General features: G+C 62.2%; 14 protein-coding genes. 6 read left to right on the top strand and 8 right to left on the bottom strand.

Going from position 1 to position 15,062, the window contains the following annotated elements; all coding sequences use genetic code 11:
- Positions 1 to 4: 4 nt before the first annotated feature.
- From iolD to CIB54_RS24505, 5 genes are all read right to left on the bottom strand, one after another.
- Positions 5 to 1,936: a 3D-(3,5/4)-trihydroxycyclohexane-1,2-dione acylhydrolase (decyclizing) gene (gene iolD / locus CIB54_RS24525; RefSeq protein ID WP_101221211.1), complete on the bottom strand. Its 1,932-nt coding sequence runs from the start codon at positions 1,934 to 1,936 to the stop codon at positions 5 to 7.
- 10 nt (positions 1,937 to 1,946) lie between these two features.
- Entirely contained in the window at positions 1,947 to 2,762 is an 816-nt protein-coding gene (locus CIB54_RS24520) for a TIM barrel protein (RefSeq protein ID WP_101221210.1), read from the bottom strand.
- Positions 2,763 to 2,788: 26 nt separating this feature from the next.
- Complete coding sequence (iolB, locus tag CIB54_RS24515) at positions 2,789 to 3,577, bottom strand: 5-deoxy-glucuronate isomerase (RefSeq protein WP_101221209.1); 789 nt, start codon at positions 3,575 to 3,577, stop codon at positions 2,789 to 2,791.
- Positions 3,578 to 3,579: 2 nt separating this feature from the next.
- A complete protein-coding gene (gene iolE / locus CIB54_RS24510) occupies positions 3,580 to 4,467 on the bottom strand; it encodes a myo-inosose-2 dehydratase (RefSeq protein WP_101221208.1) in 888 nt (295 codons plus the stop codon).
- 151 nt (positions 4,468 to 4,618) lie between these two features.
- Positions 4,619 to 6,556, bottom strand: coding sequence for a bifunctional 5-dehydro-2-deoxygluconokinase/5-dehydro-2-deoxyphosphogluconate aldolase (locus CIB54_RS24505; RefSeq protein WP_101221207.1), 1,938 nt, complete (start codon positions 6,554 to 6,556; stop codon positions 4,619 to 4,621).
- On the opposite strand from CIB54_RS24505, the gene CIB54_RS27415 reads away from it, so the two are divergent.
- Positions 6,555 to 6,758 (top strand): hypothetical protein, encoded by a 204-nt coding sequence (locus CIB54_RS27415; RefSeq protein ID WP_137200778.1) that lies wholly within the window; start codon positions 6,555 to 6,557, stop codon positions 6,756 to 6,758. The two genes, CIB54_RS24505 and CIB54_RS27415, sit on opposite strands and share 2 nt — an antisense overlap.
- An 82-nt stretch (positions 6,759 to 6,840) precedes the next feature.
- The gene (locus tag CIB54_RS24500; RefSeq protein WP_065952389.1) at positions 6,841 to 7,749 is read left to right on the top strand and encodes a MurR/RpiR family transcriptional regulator; all 909 of its coding nucleotides are present in this window, start codon (positions 6,841 to 6,843) and stop codon (positions 7,747 to 7,749) included.
- 219 nt (positions 7,750 to 7,968) lie between these two features.
- Here CIB54_RS24500 and CIB54_RS24495 read toward each other — a convergent pair whose 3' ends face one another.
- A complete protein-coding gene (locus CIB54_RS24495; protein WP_065952388.1) occupies positions 7,969 to 8,874 on the bottom strand; it encodes a hypothetical protein in 906 nt (301 codons plus the stop codon).
- 379 nt (positions 8,875 to 9,253) lie between these two features.
- On the opposite strand from CIB54_RS24495, the gene CIB54_RS24490 reads away from it, so the two are divergent.
- Both CIB54_RS24490 and CIB54_RS24485 read left to right on the top strand, forming a co-directional pair.
- Positions 9,254 to 9,937: a response regulator transcription factor gene (locus CIB54_RS24490; protein ID WP_010564812.1), complete on the top strand. Its 684-nt coding sequence runs from the start codon at positions 9,254 to 9,256 to the stop codon at positions 9,935 to 9,937.
- Positions 9,915 to 11,306 (top strand): sensor histidine kinase, encoded by a 1,392-nt coding sequence (locus tag CIB54_RS24485; RefSeq protein ID WP_101221206.1) that lies wholly within the window; start codon positions 9,915 to 9,917, stop codon positions 11,304 to 11,306. Before CIB54_RS24490 ends, CIB54_RS24485 begins: the two co-directional genes overlap by 23 nt.
- 123 nt (positions 11,307 to 11,429) lie before the next feature.
- Here the strand turns inward: CIB54_RS24485 and CIB54_RS24480 are convergent, their stop codons facing one another.
- Positions 11,430 to 13,031, bottom strand: coding sequence for a L,D-transpeptidase family protein (locus tag CIB54_RS24480; protein ID WP_101221205.1), 1,602 nt, complete (start codon positions 13,029 to 13,031; stop codon positions 11,430 to 11,432).
- 39 nt (positions 13,032 to 13,070) lie between these two features.
- On the opposite strand from CIB54_RS24480, the gene CIB54_RS24475 reads away from it, so the two are divergent.
- Together CIB54_RS24475 and CIB54_RS24470 are read left to right on the top strand one after the other, a co-directional pair.
- The gene (locus tag CIB54_RS24475) at positions 13,071 to 13,799 is read left to right on the top strand and encodes a murein L,D-transpeptidase catalytic domain family protein (RefSeq protein ID WP_101221204.1); all 729 of its coding nucleotides are present in this window, start codon (positions 13,071 to 13,073) and stop codon (positions 13,797 to 13,799) included.
- 29 nt (positions 13,800 to 13,828) lie between these two features.
- On the top strand, positions 13,829 to 14,575 hold the full coding sequence (locus CIB54_RS24470; protein WP_101221203.1) for a creatininase family protein: 747 nt from the start codon (positions 13,829 to 13,831) through the stop codon (positions 14,573 to 14,575).
- Positions 14,576 to 14,692: 117 nt separating this feature from the next.
- Here the strand turns inward: CIB54_RS24470 and CIB54_RS24465 are convergent, their stop codons facing one another.
- Complete coding sequence (locus CIB54_RS24465; RefSeq protein ID WP_065952383.1) at positions 14,693 to 15,034, bottom strand: hypothetical protein; 342 nt, start codon at positions 15,032 to 15,034, stop codon at positions 14,693 to 14,695.
- Between the last annotated feature and the right edge of the window lie 28 nt (positions 15,035 to 15,062).

Raw genomic sequence — 15,062 nt, 5'->3', positions numbered from 1 at the left:
GTTATTAGTACTGCCGGGCTTTAGCCAGCTGTTCATTGAGTTTTTTTGCAGCGGCATTCGTGCGCTCGCTGGTGGACACCTGCGCCACCCCCACTCGCCACCACGACAGGTAGCCATGCACCATGGTCTTGGGCAGCACCTTGATATCGATCAGGGTCGAAACGGTTTGGGTACGCGCATCGGCCAGCGCCGCTTCAAGCTGTTCCACGCTGCTGACCTTGTAGGTCTTGCAGCCATACGCCGCCGCGCTCATGGCGAAATCCACCGGCACCAGGCCGCCGTCGAGCTTGCCGCTCTCGGGGTTGCGGTAGCGGAACTCGGTGCCGAAGCTGTCCATGCCGTTGCCGATCTGCAGGTTGTTGATGCAACCGAAAGCCATGTTGTCGAGCAGCACCACGTTGATCTTGCGGCGCTCCTGGATCGAGGTGGCCAACTCCGAATGCAGCATCATGTAGGAGCCATCGCCGACCAGTGCGTACACTTCTTTGCGCGGTTCGGCCAGCTTGACGCCGAGGGCGGCGTTGATCTCGTAGCCCATGCACGAATAGCCGTATTCGACGTGGTAGGTGTTCACGCCCTTGCTGCGCCAGGCGCGCTGCAGATCGCCGGGCAGGCTGCCGGCGGCGGCGACAATGATGGCGTCGTCGGCCAGGGTCTGGTTGAGCACGCCGAGTACGCGACTCTGGGTCAGGCAGGAGCCGGTCAGTTCGATAAATTCGCGCAGTACCGCGCGGTCCAGGTGGTCATCGACTTCGGGGACGAAATCATCGCCCTGGTACTCGACCTGATGCACCCGGTCCACTTCGGCATCCAGTTGCGCCCTGGCGTCACGCACCTGGTCGCCCCACCCGGCGCGGTAATCACCCAGCGCATCGGCCAGGGCTTCAAGGGCGACCCTGGCATCGCCCAACACTTGCACGCCGTCGAGCTTCAATGCATCGCACGGGCTGATATTGAGGTTGAGAAATTTCACCTGCGCGTGCTTGAACAGCGATTTTGACGAGGTGGTGAAGTCGGTATAACGGGTGCCGATACCGATGATCAGATCCGCCTCCGGCGCCAGCAGGTTGGCCGCCAGGCAACCGGTCTCGCCAATGCCGCCGACGTTCAGCGGGTGACTGGACACCACCGCGCTCTTGCCCGCCTGGGTTTCGGCGAAGGGGATATCAAAGCGCTCGGCAAAGGCTTGCAGCGCGGCATTCGCGCCGGAGTATTTCACCCCGCCACCGCAGATGATCAGCGGTTTGCGCTTGCCACGAAAGGCCGCCAGCGCATCGTCGAGCATCGCGGCGGTGGGCGGGCGACGTTCGATGCGGTGCACGCGCTTTTGCAGGAAATAGTCGGGATAGTCCCAGGCCTCGGCCTGCACATCCTGGGGCAGCGCCAGGGTGACGGCGCCGGTTTGCGCAGGATCAGTCAGCACGCGCATGGCGTGGATCGCCGCGCTCATCAATTGCTCCGGGCGGTTGATGCGGTCCCAGTACTTGCTCACCGAACGGAACGCATCGTTGGTGCTGATGCTCAAGTCGTGAAACTGTTCGATCTGCTGCAGCACCGGGTCGGGCTGGCGGCTGGCGTAGACGTCGCCGGGCAACAGCAGCAACGGAATGCGGTTGGCCGTGGCGGTGGCCGCTGCGGTGAGCATATTCGCCGCACCCGGCCCCACCGAGGCGGTGCAGGCGTAGATCTTGCGGCGCAGGTGCTGCTTGGCAAACCCGATGGCGGCGTGGGCCATGCCCTGCTCGTTGCGGCCCTGATGCACCACCAGGTCACCGCTGTCCTGCTCCAGCGCCTGGCCGAGGCCCAGCACATTACCGTGACCGAAAATGGTGAACACGCCGGCGACAAACTTGCTCTGCACGCCATCGACTTCGATGTATTGGTTATCCAGGAACTTCACCAGGGCCTGGGCCATGGTCAGTCGGGTGGTGGTCATGTCGCGCCCCTTAACTTTTTTTCAGGTGGGCAATGCTTGCCCCCAAGGCCTGCTGGATATCCGCCAGCTCATGCACGCTTGCCGCAAACGGCTCGAACGACAGGTAGCCGCTGTAGCCGGTGCTGAGCAAGGTGTCGATCTGCGCCGCATTGCCGAGGATGTCGCCCTCGCCGACCAGTACGCGGTGGCCGTCACGGATCGAGTTGAGCGGCGCCTCGGCATCCTCCACGCCGGAGATGTGGACCAGGCCAGTGAGTTCCGGGAAGAACTCATGCTCATTGGCAAGGTGATGATGGAAGGTGTCGTGCACCACACGGAACACATCCAGGCCGCCGATGGCCTTGATCGCGTCAACCGCCACGCGCTTGCGGCGCAGGGCGGATTCTTCGAAGCCCAGTGGCTCGACAAAGCCGAGGATGCCGTATTCGCGCAGGATCGGCGCCAGTTCGCTCAAGGCCGTGCGCAAACCGGCGGCACGCTGGGCATCGGTGCGCGTGTCGCCCGGCTCGTTGAACGGGCACATCACCAGGCCCTGGGCGCCGCATTCACGGGCATAGGCGGCAAGCTCGAGCGCCTGGGCCCGGCGCTCATCGTTCCACACGTCAAAGGGATACAGCGCGTTGATCGACAACACTGTGATGCCCTGCGCCGCGCACAACTGGCGCACGCGGCTGGCCGGCGCGCCGTATTCGATCTGGCGGTCCTTGAGATCATTGCGGATCTCGATGGCATCGCACTTGAGCGACGCGGCCAACTGGATGAAGTCCGGCAGGGACAGGTTGGGTGCGACCATACGGTTAAGGGCAAAGCGTAGCGGCGACTTCATTGTTGTTGTTCTCCGTGCGAAACCGTTCAGAGGTCCAGCAGCCAACTGTGCTGCGGGTCGTTGTGGAAATGCCAGGCACGCTTGGGGCCGGCCATGACGTTCAGGTAATACGACTCGTAACCGTACGGCACGCTGACCGGGTGATAACCCTTGGGCACCACCACCAGATCGCTGTTTTCCACGGCCATGGCCTGGTCAATACTGCGATCGTCGGTGTACACGCGCTGGAATACGAAGCCCTGGGGCGGATTGATCTGGTGGTAATAGGTCTCTTCCAGAAAGCTCTGGTGCGGCAGGTCATCGATGTCGTGCTTGTGCGGCGGGTAGCTCGATGAATGCCCGGACGGCGTGCGAACTTCCACCACCAGCAATGAATGCGCCGGCTCGCTGTCGGGCAGGATGTCGCACACATAACGGGTGTTGGCACCTTTACCGCGCACGCTGCGCTTGCACTGTTCCGGGCGGATCAGGCGCGGTTCGTAACCCTGCGCACCGGGCGCTGCGCAGACCGCGATCTGCACGTCGCTCAAGGCGGTGACCTGGGCCGCAGTGCCGGGCGGCAGGTAGGCGGCGAACGGCGATTTGTCTTCGAATACCGACTGGCGATCACCGAGATTCTGCCAGTCGAAGCCCTCGCCCTGGATATTTACCCGGCCGCTGAGCAGCACCAGGCACAGTTCGTTATCACCGGCGCTGACCGGCAGGGTTTCGCCCAGGCTCAGGCGATAAGCGCTGAAACCGACATACTCCAGGCGCCCTGCTTCCAGGGCGACCATGGTCTGCCCACGTGTGTTGCTCTTGACCAGCAAGCTCATGATTAAGTCCTCTCGTCGAGCAATGCTCGCAACGTGTCATAGCCCTTTTTCGCGTAGATATAGCTGGGCGCCACCGCCGGGTCCTGCTCGGCCTCGACCACCAGCCAGCCGGTGTAACCGGCGGCCAGCAGCACATCGAGCAATTCGGCAAAGTCGATATCGCCATCGCCAGGCACGGTGAAGGTGCCGTTGACGATGCAGTCGGGAAAGCTCCACATCTGGTTGCGCGCCAGCTGCACCACGGGTTTGCGCACGTCCTTGAAATGCACGTGGCAGATGCGCTCGATATGTTTGCGCAACACCGCTAAAGGCTCGCCGCCGCCCATGTAGCAGTGGCCCGAATCGAACAACAGGCCGACTTCCGGACCGGTGCGGCGCATCAACTGGTCGATGTCTTCCGGGGATTCGACGTAGGCGCCCATATGGTGGTGATAAGCCAGGCGCACGCCCTGGGACAAGGTGAAACGCGCCAGCTCCGTGAGTTTGTCGGCGTAAGCCTGCCAAGCCTGCTCGCTATGGAAACGCGGGCGCTCGATCAGGCGGATGCGCGAGCCCTGGATCGAATCGGCCACCTCGCCGTACACCAGCACTTTGGCGCCGTTGTGTTTCAGTAACTCGACGTGGCCGGCGATGGCCTCGATTTCCTCGGCCACCGAACGCCGCGCCAGGCGGCTGGAATACCAGCCGGAGACCAACGCCAGGTCATAGGGGCGCAGTACATCGCCCACGCCCTTGGCGTCCTTGGGGAATTTGCCGTTGAGTTCAAACCCTTCGTAGCCGATCTCCTTGCCTTCGCTCAAGGCGGTGCTCAGCGGCGTTTCACCGCCCAGGGCCGGCAGGTCGTCGTTGCTCCAGGAGATCGGGTTGATGCCAATTCGGATTGCGGGCATGGCTGCACCTTTATTATTTTCAGGTATCACTGAGATCTGCTTTTTGCTTTATGTGGGAGGGGGCTTGCCCCCGATAGCGGTAGATCAGTGACTGAAGTGTTGCCTGACACTCCGCTATCGGGGGCAAGCCCCCTCCCACATTTGGCCTTATTTAATTTCGCGCACTGCGCCAGGCGCTGATGAGTTGCTCGAACGTGGCCTGCACCTGCTGGATCAACGTCTCATCATCGATCTCCCCCGCCATCCACGCCTTGCTCGGCTCCTGGAAGATCGTGCGGCCCACTGCAAAACCACGGCAGGTGGTGCTCTGGCTGGCCTGCTTGAAGCCGTCGGCGAGAAATTGCGCCGACGCATTCAGCCCCAGCAGCACCACACCCCGGCAGTACGGGTCGCGTTCGTGGATCAGTGCATCAAGCTTTTCCCAGTCCTCGGCCGATTGCGCTTCGATCTTCCACCACGCCGGATAGATGCCCAGGTTGTACAGGCGCTTGAGGCTGCGGTAGAGCACGTCGGGATAAGTGGACGGGTGATCCTTGGGCGGGATGACTTCCAGCAGCAGTTCATGACCGCTGACCAGGGAGGCGTCGTACACCGCCTTCAGTTGCGCTTCCTGTTCCAGGCGCAGCATCGGCTCGTCATCGGGATGGTATTGCACCAGGCACTTGATGATCTGTTCCTGGGGCCAGGCGATCAGGTTGCTGCCAACCGAACGGCCGTGCTCGAAGGCCAGCGGGCGCGAATTCTGTACTTCAACCGGGCGCGCGATCCACCAGCCGCGACCGCTGGCGGCGTTGAGCGCGTCCTGGCCGAAGCGCTGGTCGGCCAACAGGCCCACATCGGCCTCAACGCCCTGCTCGGCGAGCTTTTTTTCCACGCCTTCGATGGCCTGGATAAACAGCTGCTTGATCTCGCTGATGCGGGTCAGGTCCTGGCCGCCGCGTTGCGCCAGGTCCACCAGTTGCCAGCGATGGTCGAAGGCGAAGATGAACAGTTGCTTCCAGGCCTTGCGCGGCACGCTGACGCGGTGCAGGCGCTGCAGGGTCGCGTCCTGGTCAGGCCGGGTGATCGGCACCGGGCTGCTGAACAGATAATCCAGCTCGGCAGGCGTCGGCATGGCCGGCGCACAGGCGTGGCGCGAGACGACGAGACCGCCACAGGCATTGGCCAACTGGCTGCAACGCTCATCGCTGGCGTCATTGATCCAGCCGCTGAGAAAGCCCGACATAAAGGCATCGCCGGCGCCCAGCACGTTGAGCACTTCAACCCGCACGCCCGGGTAGATGGCGCCATCTTCCAGCCGCGCCGGGATCGCACCCTGGATTACCGTGCAGCCTTGCGGGCCAAGCTTGACCACCAGGGTGGCCGGGGTCAGTTCACGCACGGTGCGCAGCGCAGTGAGCAAATCTTCACTGCCGCCGGCAATCAGGAATTCTTCTTCGGTGCCGACGATCAGGTCGAAACGCGGCAGGATTTTCTGCACATGCTGGCTGACATTCTGGTCGGCGACAAAACGGGTCTCGCCGTCAGCCTTACCCGCCAGGCCCCACAACACCGGGCGATAGTCGATATCCAGCACGCGCTTGACATTGTGTTTGGCCGCATAGTCCAGGGCCTGGATGCTGGCCTTGTACACGCCGTCGGTGGAGAAATGCGTACCGGTGATCAGCAGCGCTTTGCTGGAGGCAATGAAGGCTTCGTTGATGTCCTCGGCACGCAGGGCCATATCGGCGCAGTTTTCGCGATAGAACACCAGTGGGAAGGTTTCGCGGTCCTTCAGGCCCAGCAACACCAGGGCAGTCAGGCGTTCCGGGTCGACCTTGATGCCGCTGACGTCGCAGCCTTCACGGGCCAGGGACTCCACGAGGAAGCGGCCCATATGGTCGTCCCCTACCCGGCTCAGCATGGCGGACTTGAGCCCCAGCCGCGCCGTGCCGAAGGCGATATTGGCGGAGGAACCGCCGAGGTACTTGGCAAAGCTGGACACGTCCTCAAGCCGCGCACCCACTTGCTGTGCGTAGAGGTCGACGCCCAGGCGCCCGAGGCAAATCAGATCCAATTGACGCCCACTGGCAAAACGAGTCTGGCCCATGCTGGCTCCTGTTATTTTTATCAGCCTGCGTTGTGCCGCCGTGGCGACGGCAAACGCTCTTGGTGGGAGCAGACTAGAACGTCCGGCGGCGGCAATCAATATTTATTCCATAATTATTTTTAGTGGAATATTTTTTCCAATAAGCCGGCATAATGCAGTGACAGCCGTCGTGCATCGTTTCAGCAGCCCGCGCAGGCCGTGATGCCGAGGTATTTTTTTACGCCTACCCTGTAGACTTGCGCCACCCATCAGCGCACCAGACGAACACGCCAGAAGGATTGCCCATGTCCCGCACCGATCCCGAGACCCATCTGGAAGATCCAATCGCCAGCCCTCCGATCAATGCCGAACGCCTGTTGCAGCTGATCACCGAGGAATACGAAAGCCTGCCGCGCCAACTCAAGCGCATCGCCAGCTACATGAGCCAGCAGAGCGACCGGATCATGGTCGATCGCATCAGCGACATCGCCGGCGAATGTGAAGTGCACCCCTCGGCCATCGTGCGGTTTTCCCAGCGTTTCGGCTTCAGCGGGTTCAGTGAGATGCAGGCGCTGTTTCGCGAGGCGTATACGCACAAGACCACGCCGGTACAGAACTACCAGCAGCGCATCCGCAGCATGATCGCCAACAAGTCGCAGAAGGCCAGTGGCGGCGACCTGGCGCGTGAGTGCGTCAACGCCACGTTATCCGGCATCGAACGGCTGGGGCTTGAGCTTGATGACGCAGCCTTCGACAAGGCCGTGGACCTGGTGGTGAATGCCGACAATATCTACGTGGTCGGTGTACGCCGCTCATTCGCGGTGGCCGACTACCTGGTCTACAACCTGCAGCACACCAACAAGCGCATTCATCTGGTTTCGGGGCTGGGCGGCAGCTACCGCGAACAGATGCGCAGCGTGCGCGCCAATGACCTGGTGATCGCGATCAGCTTTACGCCCTACGGCAAAGAGACCCAGCACTGCCTGCGCATTGCCCAGCATCACCAGGCCAAGACACTGATTATCACCGACAGCAACCTGTCGCCCCTGGCCAAGCGGGCGAACGCTGTGCTGTTGGTCAATGAAGGCTCCTCGTTTGCCTTCCGTTCACTGAGCGCCACGCTGTGCCTGTGCCAGGCGTTGTTCATTGCAGTGGCGTATCGGCTGGAGCTGAAGGTGGACGAAATTCACGAGCAGGTGGGGTTCGACGACTAAGGCTGGTTCACCGCCAACCCAATGTGGGAGGGGGCTTGCCCCCGATAGCAGGGTATCAGTCGCCGAATCGGCTGACTGACACTCCACTATCGGGAGCAAGCCCCCTCCCACATTGAGCCAGGCTCAGATTTAGTGCATGAAAATGGCAATCAGGATAATCAGCGGAATCGGCACGCCGAGGAACCACAGCAGTAATGAGCGCATCTTGTTCTCCTTGATTTAACGAATGTAGTTTTCGGTTTCGACGTACACCACGGCATCCCGGCGGCGACCGCCAAAGGTTGCGGCGAAGCTGGCGAAGAACGCACCGATCAGCAGCGCGACGAAGGTCCACAGCGAGGTGTAGGCCGCGACTTTTGCAGCGGTGTCGGCAGCTTGCTTGGCTTTGACCTTGGCGTCTTCGATGGCTTTACGGGCATCGCCGTAGACCTTGTCGATCCGCGCCTCGGCATCGGCCTGGCTGAGGTTGGTGCGCTGGCTGATCAATTGGGCCAGGTAGGTACGGTCTTCCGGAGCCAGTTGGCCGTCATTGCTCAATGTACGCGCAAAGATGCGACCGACCACGGCATGGGCGGCGTCATCGCTGACCGCTGCAGGGCGGTCGTCGCGGAACAGGCTGTCGACGTAGTAACCGAAGTCGCCACTGTGGGCGCCCTTGGCTACGCTGCCGGCGGCTTGGGACATACCGCTGGCGGCGCCCGACGCAACGCTGGCACCGGCTTTCACGCCGCCGCTGACCACGCTGCTGACCGAACCGACCACCAGCATCGCCGTGATCAGTGTCGCGACCGCCCAGGCCAGGAAGCCGTGTGCGGTGTCACGGAAGTACACCTCATCGCCATGCAGATTGGCCCACTTCACGCGCAACCGACCGGCAATATAGCCGCCCAGGCCCGACGCAACGATTTGGGTGAATGCCAGCCAGACAATCGTGGAAATGCCAAGCCCCTTGGCGCTCATGCCGCTGTCGGCCCACGGCGACACCGCCGAAAAACCCAGGCCGAAGCCCAGCAGCACCAGGATCAGGGACAGTGCGGCAGCCGCGGCCGCCCCAGCAAAAATCGCCCCCCAGGAAACCCCGGAGAGCGCGCTTGACTCTTGCAGCGTGGATGAAGATGTGATCATTGTTATTTTGCTCCAGGCATGAAAAATAGTGTTACAAGTCTCAAAAAGGACAGTGCAGGCAGCGTGCCAGCCAAGGCAAAAAATAAAATTCTTATATTTCAACAAGTTAACTAAATTGAACTTCTTAAAATCATGCAAGTTGCAAGAATGCTGTTTTGGGAACGGGCGTTATGCATTCTCCTGTTGAACACCCGATGTGGGAGGGAGCTTGCGCCCGATAGCGGTGTGTCTGGTAAGAATTGATAGCCTGACCCACCGCTATCGGGGGCAAGCCCGCTCCCACACTGATTTGCCTAGATGAAGTTTTATTTAGGAAACATTCAGCAACTTCTTGGCAAAATGCCCGCACTTCTAGTGTGAACGCTCACCAGGTAATCCTATGACCCGCATTTTGACCATCGAGGATGACGCCGTAACGGCCCGCGAGATCGTCGCCGAGCTGAGTAGCCATGGACTGGACGTAGACTGGGTGGACAATGGCCGCGAAGGCCTGGTCCGTGCCGTCAGTGGTGATTACGATCTGATCACCCTCGACCGCATGCTGCCCGAACTCGATGGCCTGGCCATCGTCACCACCCTGCGCACCATCGGGGTGTCGACGCCGATTCTGATGATCAGCGCCCTCTCCGACGTGGACGAACGCGTGCGCGGCCTGCGCGCCGGCGGTGACGACTACCTGACCAAGCCCTTCGCGTCCGATGAGATGGCCGCCCGCGTCGAAGTGCTGCTGCGACGTAAAAGCACGGTCAAGGAATTCGAAACCGCCCTGCGCGTGGCCGACCTCGAACTGAACCTGATCAGCCGCGAAGCCAGCCGCGCCGATCAACCGCTGAGCCTGTTGCCCACCGAGTACAAGCTGCTGGAATTTCTGATGCGCAACACCGGGCAGATCCTGTCGCGGATGATGATCTTCGAGGAAGTCTGGGGCTATCACTTCGATCCCGGCACCAACCTGATCGACGTGCACATCGGTCGCCTGCGCAAGAAAATCGACCCGCCGGGCCTCACGCCGCTGATTCGCACGGTACGAGGCTCGGGATATGTCATTGCTGAACCCCTCTAAGGGCTGGCGCTCTTCCAGCAGTCGGTTGCTGGCGCTGTACAGTTCGCTGTTCGTCGCGTGGAGCTGCATCCTCATGGGGGTGCTGTATTACGAGGTGTCGGGTTACCTCAGCGACCTGTCACGCCATTCGCTGCTGCAGCGCCAGCATCTGTTCCAGCGCTTCGACGGTGAGGAACTGGTGGAGGCGCTGACCACCAGCATGACGTTCGACATGAAAGGCGTGGATGCCTATGGCCTGTTCGACGAACAATTTCGTCCTTTGAGCGGGCCGATCCGCGCCGTGCCGCCGGACTTGCCGCTCGATGGCAAGATCCACGCCCTGGCCAACTGTGTCGATTCCGATGACCCGAAACTGCCCAAGGACAGCTGCGACGCCGTGGCTACCCACACCGAAGACGGCCGCTGGCTGGTGCTGGTGCGCGCCAACGGCTCGCTGTTCGGCGTGACCCGCATCATCTGGCATGCCCTGCTATGGGCCCTGTCGCTGACCATCATCCCAGGCGCCGCCGGCTGGCACCTGCTGCGCCGCCGTCCGCTGCGGCGCATTCGCGGCATTCAGGCGAGCGCGGAGGCCATCGTCGCCGGCGACCTGACGCATCGCTTGCCGCTGTCGAACCGGCGCGATGAGCTGGACATGCTCGCGGCCATCGTCAACGCCATGCTCGACCGCATCGAAAAGCTGATGAACGAGGTCAAGGGTGTGTGCGACAACATCGCCCACGATCTGCGCACCCCGCTGACGCGCTTGCGTGCGCAGCTTTACCGCATCAAGCAACAAGCGGAGGAAGATTCGGCCCATGCGGTGAAGCTCGATGACGCGATTGCCGAAACCGACACGCTGATGGCGCGTTTTCGCGGCTTGCTGCGGATTTCGGAACTGGAAGACCACCAGCGTCGTTCGGGCTTTCTGCTGATGGACCCACTGCCGCTGTTGCGCGAGCTGCACGACTTCTACCTGCCCCTGGCCGAGGAAGGCGAGCTGCAACTGCTGCTGCAGACCCCGGATTCACTGCCCTGGATTACCGGCGACCGCGCACTGCTGTTCGAGGCCCTGGCCAACCTGCTGAGCAATTCGATCAAGTTCACCCCACCGGGCGGCACGGTGATCCTGCGCGCGCTCAATGATGTGGGCAGCACCCGGATCGAAGTGCTCGACTCCGGGCCGGGGATTCCTGCGGCCGAACGCGCCTCGGTGTTCCAACGCTTCTATCGGGTCGATGAGAGTGACCAACAAGGCGGGTTTGGCCTGGGCCTGTCGATTGTCGCGGCGATCATCAACCTGCACGGCTTCAAGCTGGACGTGGCCACCAGCGAACTGGGCGGCGCGCGGCTGGTGCTGGAGTGCCGCCAGCAATTGATGCCTGAGTAGGTAAAGGTCCAAATGTGGGAGGGGGCTTGCCCCCGATGACGGTGTGTCAGCTACAGATAAGCTGGCTGACACACCGCTATCGGGGGCAAGCCCCCTCCCACATGGGTACCTAGCCACTCAGTTCTACAGCACACTCCCCATGGCCTTGATCAATACCGGGTCGCGCGCGTAGATATCCGGCGCGTACACCAGGCTTCCCTGGCGATCCACTTCCACCGTCCAATACCCCAGCAGCACCGGTACCGGCGTGGCCAGCCTGAATTCATGGGTGACGCCGGTGGCCAGCAGCTCATCGCTGCGCGTACGTTCGGCCGGGCTCACCAGCAGGTCGCGCAATAGCAGCGGTTGTTCGACCCGCACGCACCCTGAGCTGAACGCCCGCGGCCCCTTGGTAAACAGCGGCTGGCTCGGCGTGTCATGCAGGTACACCGAATACGGGTTGGGGAAACGCATCACGATCTTGCCCAACGGGTTGCGCGGCCCCGCCTCCTGGCGCAGCAGGATATTGCCGGGGCGCGCCCAGTCGACCTGATCCGGGGTCAGCGGGTGGCCTTCGGCGTCAAGCACTTGCAGGTTCTGCTGGCGCAGATAGTGCGGATTGAGGCGGATGGCCGGCAGCTTGTCCTCGCGCATGATGGTGGGCGGGATGGTCCACGTAGGGTTGAGGGTCAGTCGCGTGATGCGCGACTTGAGCAGCGGTGTCTGGCGCTCGGCGCGGCCCACTTGCAGGCGGGTCTGCCACACGGGAATGCCGCCCTGATACACGCTCAGTTGCGCGGCCGCAATGTTGACCACCACGCCTTCGGGCTCAAGGTCCCGGGCCAGCCAGCGGAACCGCTCGAGGTTGATGCGCAACTGGTCGCGGCGCGTCAAAGGGCTGATATTGAGTTCGGCCACGGTGCCGGCGCCGATCACACCGTCGGACTGCAGGGAATGGCTGAGCTGGAAGGCCTTGACCGCAGCGACCAGGTCGGGGCGGTACTGCCTGGCGCTGCCCTTGGGTTCCTGGGTCAGGTACCCGCCGCGGTAGAGGCGCCGCGCCAGTTCCGGCACCCGTGGGTCTTCCATGCCCGGGCGCAACAGCGGCCCATTGCTCACCGCCTCCCACTGCGGCAGCGGCTGCCGGCGCGCACTGGAATAGGCGTTGCGCAGGCTGCGATACAAATCCGCGCTGGGACGCGCCTGGTCGAACCCCTGGGCCATGTCCTGCAAGCCGGTGGCGGCGAAGGCCAGCACAGCGGTGTCTGGCTCATCGACAGGCGGTTGGGCGTGCCAGAGCGGTTCGAAGCGCGATTGCTGCAGGCGCCCGAAATGCAAATCCTGCAGGGCCTGGAGGTACTGCTGGCTGATCGCGATATCGCTGCACAGCACATTCGCCGTGGCATCTGCAGCGGGCAGGCTATAGTGGGTGGGGTCCAGACCGTCGTCGGCCAGCATCAGCAACTGGCTGTGCAAGGCCTGTCGACGCTCGTCGGCCGACCACAGCGGCGCGTCGCCTTGCTGCTGATAAAAGGCTTGCAGGCGCAATTGCGCGCTGGCGTCGATACGCGGCGCGAGCTGCGGGCAGACACTGGGCAATTGCGCCAGGGCCTGTTGCAGCGGCGCCAGGTCGATCGGTGCCGGAGTCGTGACCGGCAACGGCTCCAGCGGCGGCGCTTCGGCCGTGGCGACCAGTGGTGTAACGAGCAGGCAAATGCTCAAGTAACATGCGTGTTTTTTGAACAATTGACTTAGCTCCACTCCACAGCGGGGACTCGACTGTAGATGCTGACTTTAATGCGCCGGCTCGGATTAACCACCCTGGGCCTGATCACTGCGAGCCTGGCGTTATTGAGCAATGTTGCGCTCGCCGCCAATGGCCCTTCTCCTTCCTTGTATAGCAGCCTGGCGCGCTCGGCTCCAGAACTCAATCCCATCGTGCTGAAAAGCGCCCTAGGCGCGGTGCAGTGCGCAGTCAATAACGGCGAGGAACGTTCCGATCGCCTGGCGGTGATTGACTACTCCCAGCCTTCTACCGCCCGTCGGCTGTGGATCTTCGACCTGCGCAAACAGACCCTGGTACTGCGTGACCTGGTGGCCCACGGCGCCAAGTCCGGCGAAAACTTCGCCACCGAATTTTCCAATCTCGAAGGCAGCCACCAGTCCAGCCTGGGGCTGTTCCGCACCCAGGAAAGCTACCTCGGCACCCACGGCTACTCGCTGCGCATGGACGGCCTGGAGCCTGGCTTCAATGACTTGGCCCGCGACCGCGCCATCGTGATTCATGCCGCCGACTACGTCAGCCCGCTATGGAGCAAGCGCGAAGGGCGTATCGGCCGAAGCCAGGGCTGCCCGGCGGTGCGCCCGCAAGTCGCACGCCAAGTGGTGGACAAGCTCAAGGACGGACAATTCATGTTCTCGTGGTACCCCGACCAGCGCTGGTTGAAGTCTTCGACCTATCTCAATTGCAAACCCCAACAGGTGGCGAGTAGTCGTACAATCCGTGGCGGATAGCCTGTCCCACAGATAAAAGAGAGCGTCGCATGCTTCTACACAAGTCCACCTGGATCGAGATCGGGCAGTTTCTGCAGCGCAACCGCACGGTGATAATCCCCATCGGCTCCAACGAGCAACACGGCCCCACCGGCCTGCTGGGCACCGACTGGATGTGCCCGGAGATCATCGCCGTCGAGGCGCAGAAGCAGGCTGATATCCTGGTCGGCCCGACGTTCAACATCGGCATGGCCCAGCACCACCTGGGCTTTCCCGGCACCATCTCGCTGCGCCCTTCCACCTTTATTGCCGCGATCGGCGACTGGGTGCGCTCGCTGGCCGGGCATGGATTCGACAAGATCCTGTTCCTCAACGGCCACGGCGGCAATATCGCCACCATCGAAGCGGCGTTTTCCGAACTCTACGCCGAAGCCAGCTTTGCCCGCCGCCCGGCCGGGTTCGCATTGAAGCTGGTCAACTGGTGGGACCTGGAAGGCGTCACCGACCTGGCGCAGCGCCAATTCCCGGTGGGCCATGGCAGCCACGCCACGCCGTCGGAAATCGCCGTGACGCAATGGGCCTACCCTGACTCGATCAAGTCGGCCGAGTACTCGCCGCAAATCGCCGGCACCGGCCCAATCCGTGAAGCGCTGGACTTCCGCGCACGCTTCCCCGACGGGCGCATGGGCTCGGACCCTGCATTGGCAACGGTGGACAAAGGCGGTGAGTTGGTCGCGCTGGCGGCGCAGGGGCTGGTCAAGACGGTCAATGCCTTCAGCAACGAGGCAAAACCCTGAATGTGGGAGGGGGCTTGCCTCCGATAGCGGTGGGTCAGTAACAAATTAGCTGACTGACCCACCGCAATCGGGGGCAAGCCCCCTCCCACATTTGATTTGTATTCATTCTTGCACAGGTTACTGGCAATCCTGCGCCGCCTGCTCGAGCCGCGACGCCTTGATCGCCGAAGCCAACGGTTTGCGCTCATACAGGAACACCTTGGTGCCATCCTGGGACTTGTAGGCTTCCAGCACATCATCGGCCGCGATCTTGCTGGTCAACAGCACCTTGGCGTGGCGCGAGTTCTGCGTCACGGTGGAGGTGATGCCGTGCTTTTCAAGCTTGGGCAATACGCATTGCACATAGCCTTCAGGGGTTTTGGCGGTGTGCAGGGTCAGCGATGGGGCATTCGGAGCCGTGATACAACCGGTCAGCGCCAGGGAAGCTAGGGCCAGGGCCGGGGCGAAAAAAGCGCGCATAAACATTCCTGAAAAATAACAATATAGG

The sequence above is a fragment of the Pseudomonas fluorescens genome, from assembly GCF_002837185.1.
Classification (GTDB): Bacteria; Pseudomonadota; Gammaproteobacteria; order Pseudomonadales; family Pseudomonadaceae; genus Aquipseudomonas; species Aquipseudomonas fluorescens_AM.
This window is presented reverse-complemented; position numbering and strand designations above follow the sequence as displayed.

Excerpts from the sequence above, each read along its gene's own strand:
- iolD (WP_101221211.1), bottom strand. The coding sequence starts at position 1,936 with ATGACCACCACCCGACTGACCATGGCCCAGGCCCTGGTGAAGTTCCTG.
- CIB54_RS24520 (WP_101221210.1), bottom strand. The coding sequence starts at position 2,762 with ATGAAGTCGCCGCTACGCTTTGCCCTTAACCGTATGGTCGCACCCAAC.
- iolB (WP_101221209.1), bottom strand. The coding sequence starts at position 3,577 with ATGAGCTTGCTGGTCAAGAGCAACACACGTGGGCAGACCATGGTCGCC.
- iolE (WP_101221208.1), bottom strand. The coding sequence starts at position 4,467 with ATGCCCGCAATCCGAATTGGCATCAACCCGATCTCCTGGAGCAACGAC.
- CIB54_RS27415 (WP_137200778.1), top strand. The coding sequence starts at position 6,555 with ATGCTGGCTCCTGTTATTTTTATCAGCCTGCGTTGTGCCGCCGTGGCG.
- CIB54_RS24505 (WP_101221207.1), bottom strand. The coding sequence starts at position 6,556 with ATGGGCCAGACTCGTTTTGCCAGTGGGCGTCAATTGGATCTGATTTGC.
- CIB54_RS24500 (WP_065952389.1), top strand. The coding sequence starts at position 6,841 with ATGTCCCGCACCGATCCCGAGACCCATCTGGAAGATCCAATCGCCAGC.
- CIB54_RS24495 (WP_065952388.1), bottom strand. The coding sequence starts at position 8,874 with ATGATCACATCTTCATCCACGCTGCAAGAGTCAAGCGCGCTCTCCGGG.
- CIB54_RS24490 (WP_010564812.1), top strand. The coding sequence starts at position 9,254 with ATGACCCGCATTTTGACCATCGAGGATGACGCCGTAACGGCCCGCGAG.
- CIB54_RS24485 (WP_101221206.1), top strand. The coding sequence starts at position 9,915 with ATGTCATTGCTGAACCCCTCTAAGGGCTGGCGCTCTTCCAGCAGTCGG.
- CIB54_RS24475 (WP_101221204.1), top strand. The coding sequence starts at position 13,071 with ATGCTGACTTTAATGCGCCGGCTCGGATTAACCACCCTGGGCCTGATC.
- CIB54_RS24470 (WP_101221203.1), top strand. The coding sequence starts at position 13,829 with ATGCTTCTACACAAGTCCACCTGGATCGAGATCGGGCAGTTTCTGCAG.
- CIB54_RS24465 (WP_065952383.1), bottom strand. The coding sequence starts at position 15,034 with ATGCGCGCTTTTTTCGCCCCGGCCCTGGCCCTAGCTTCCCTGGCGCTG.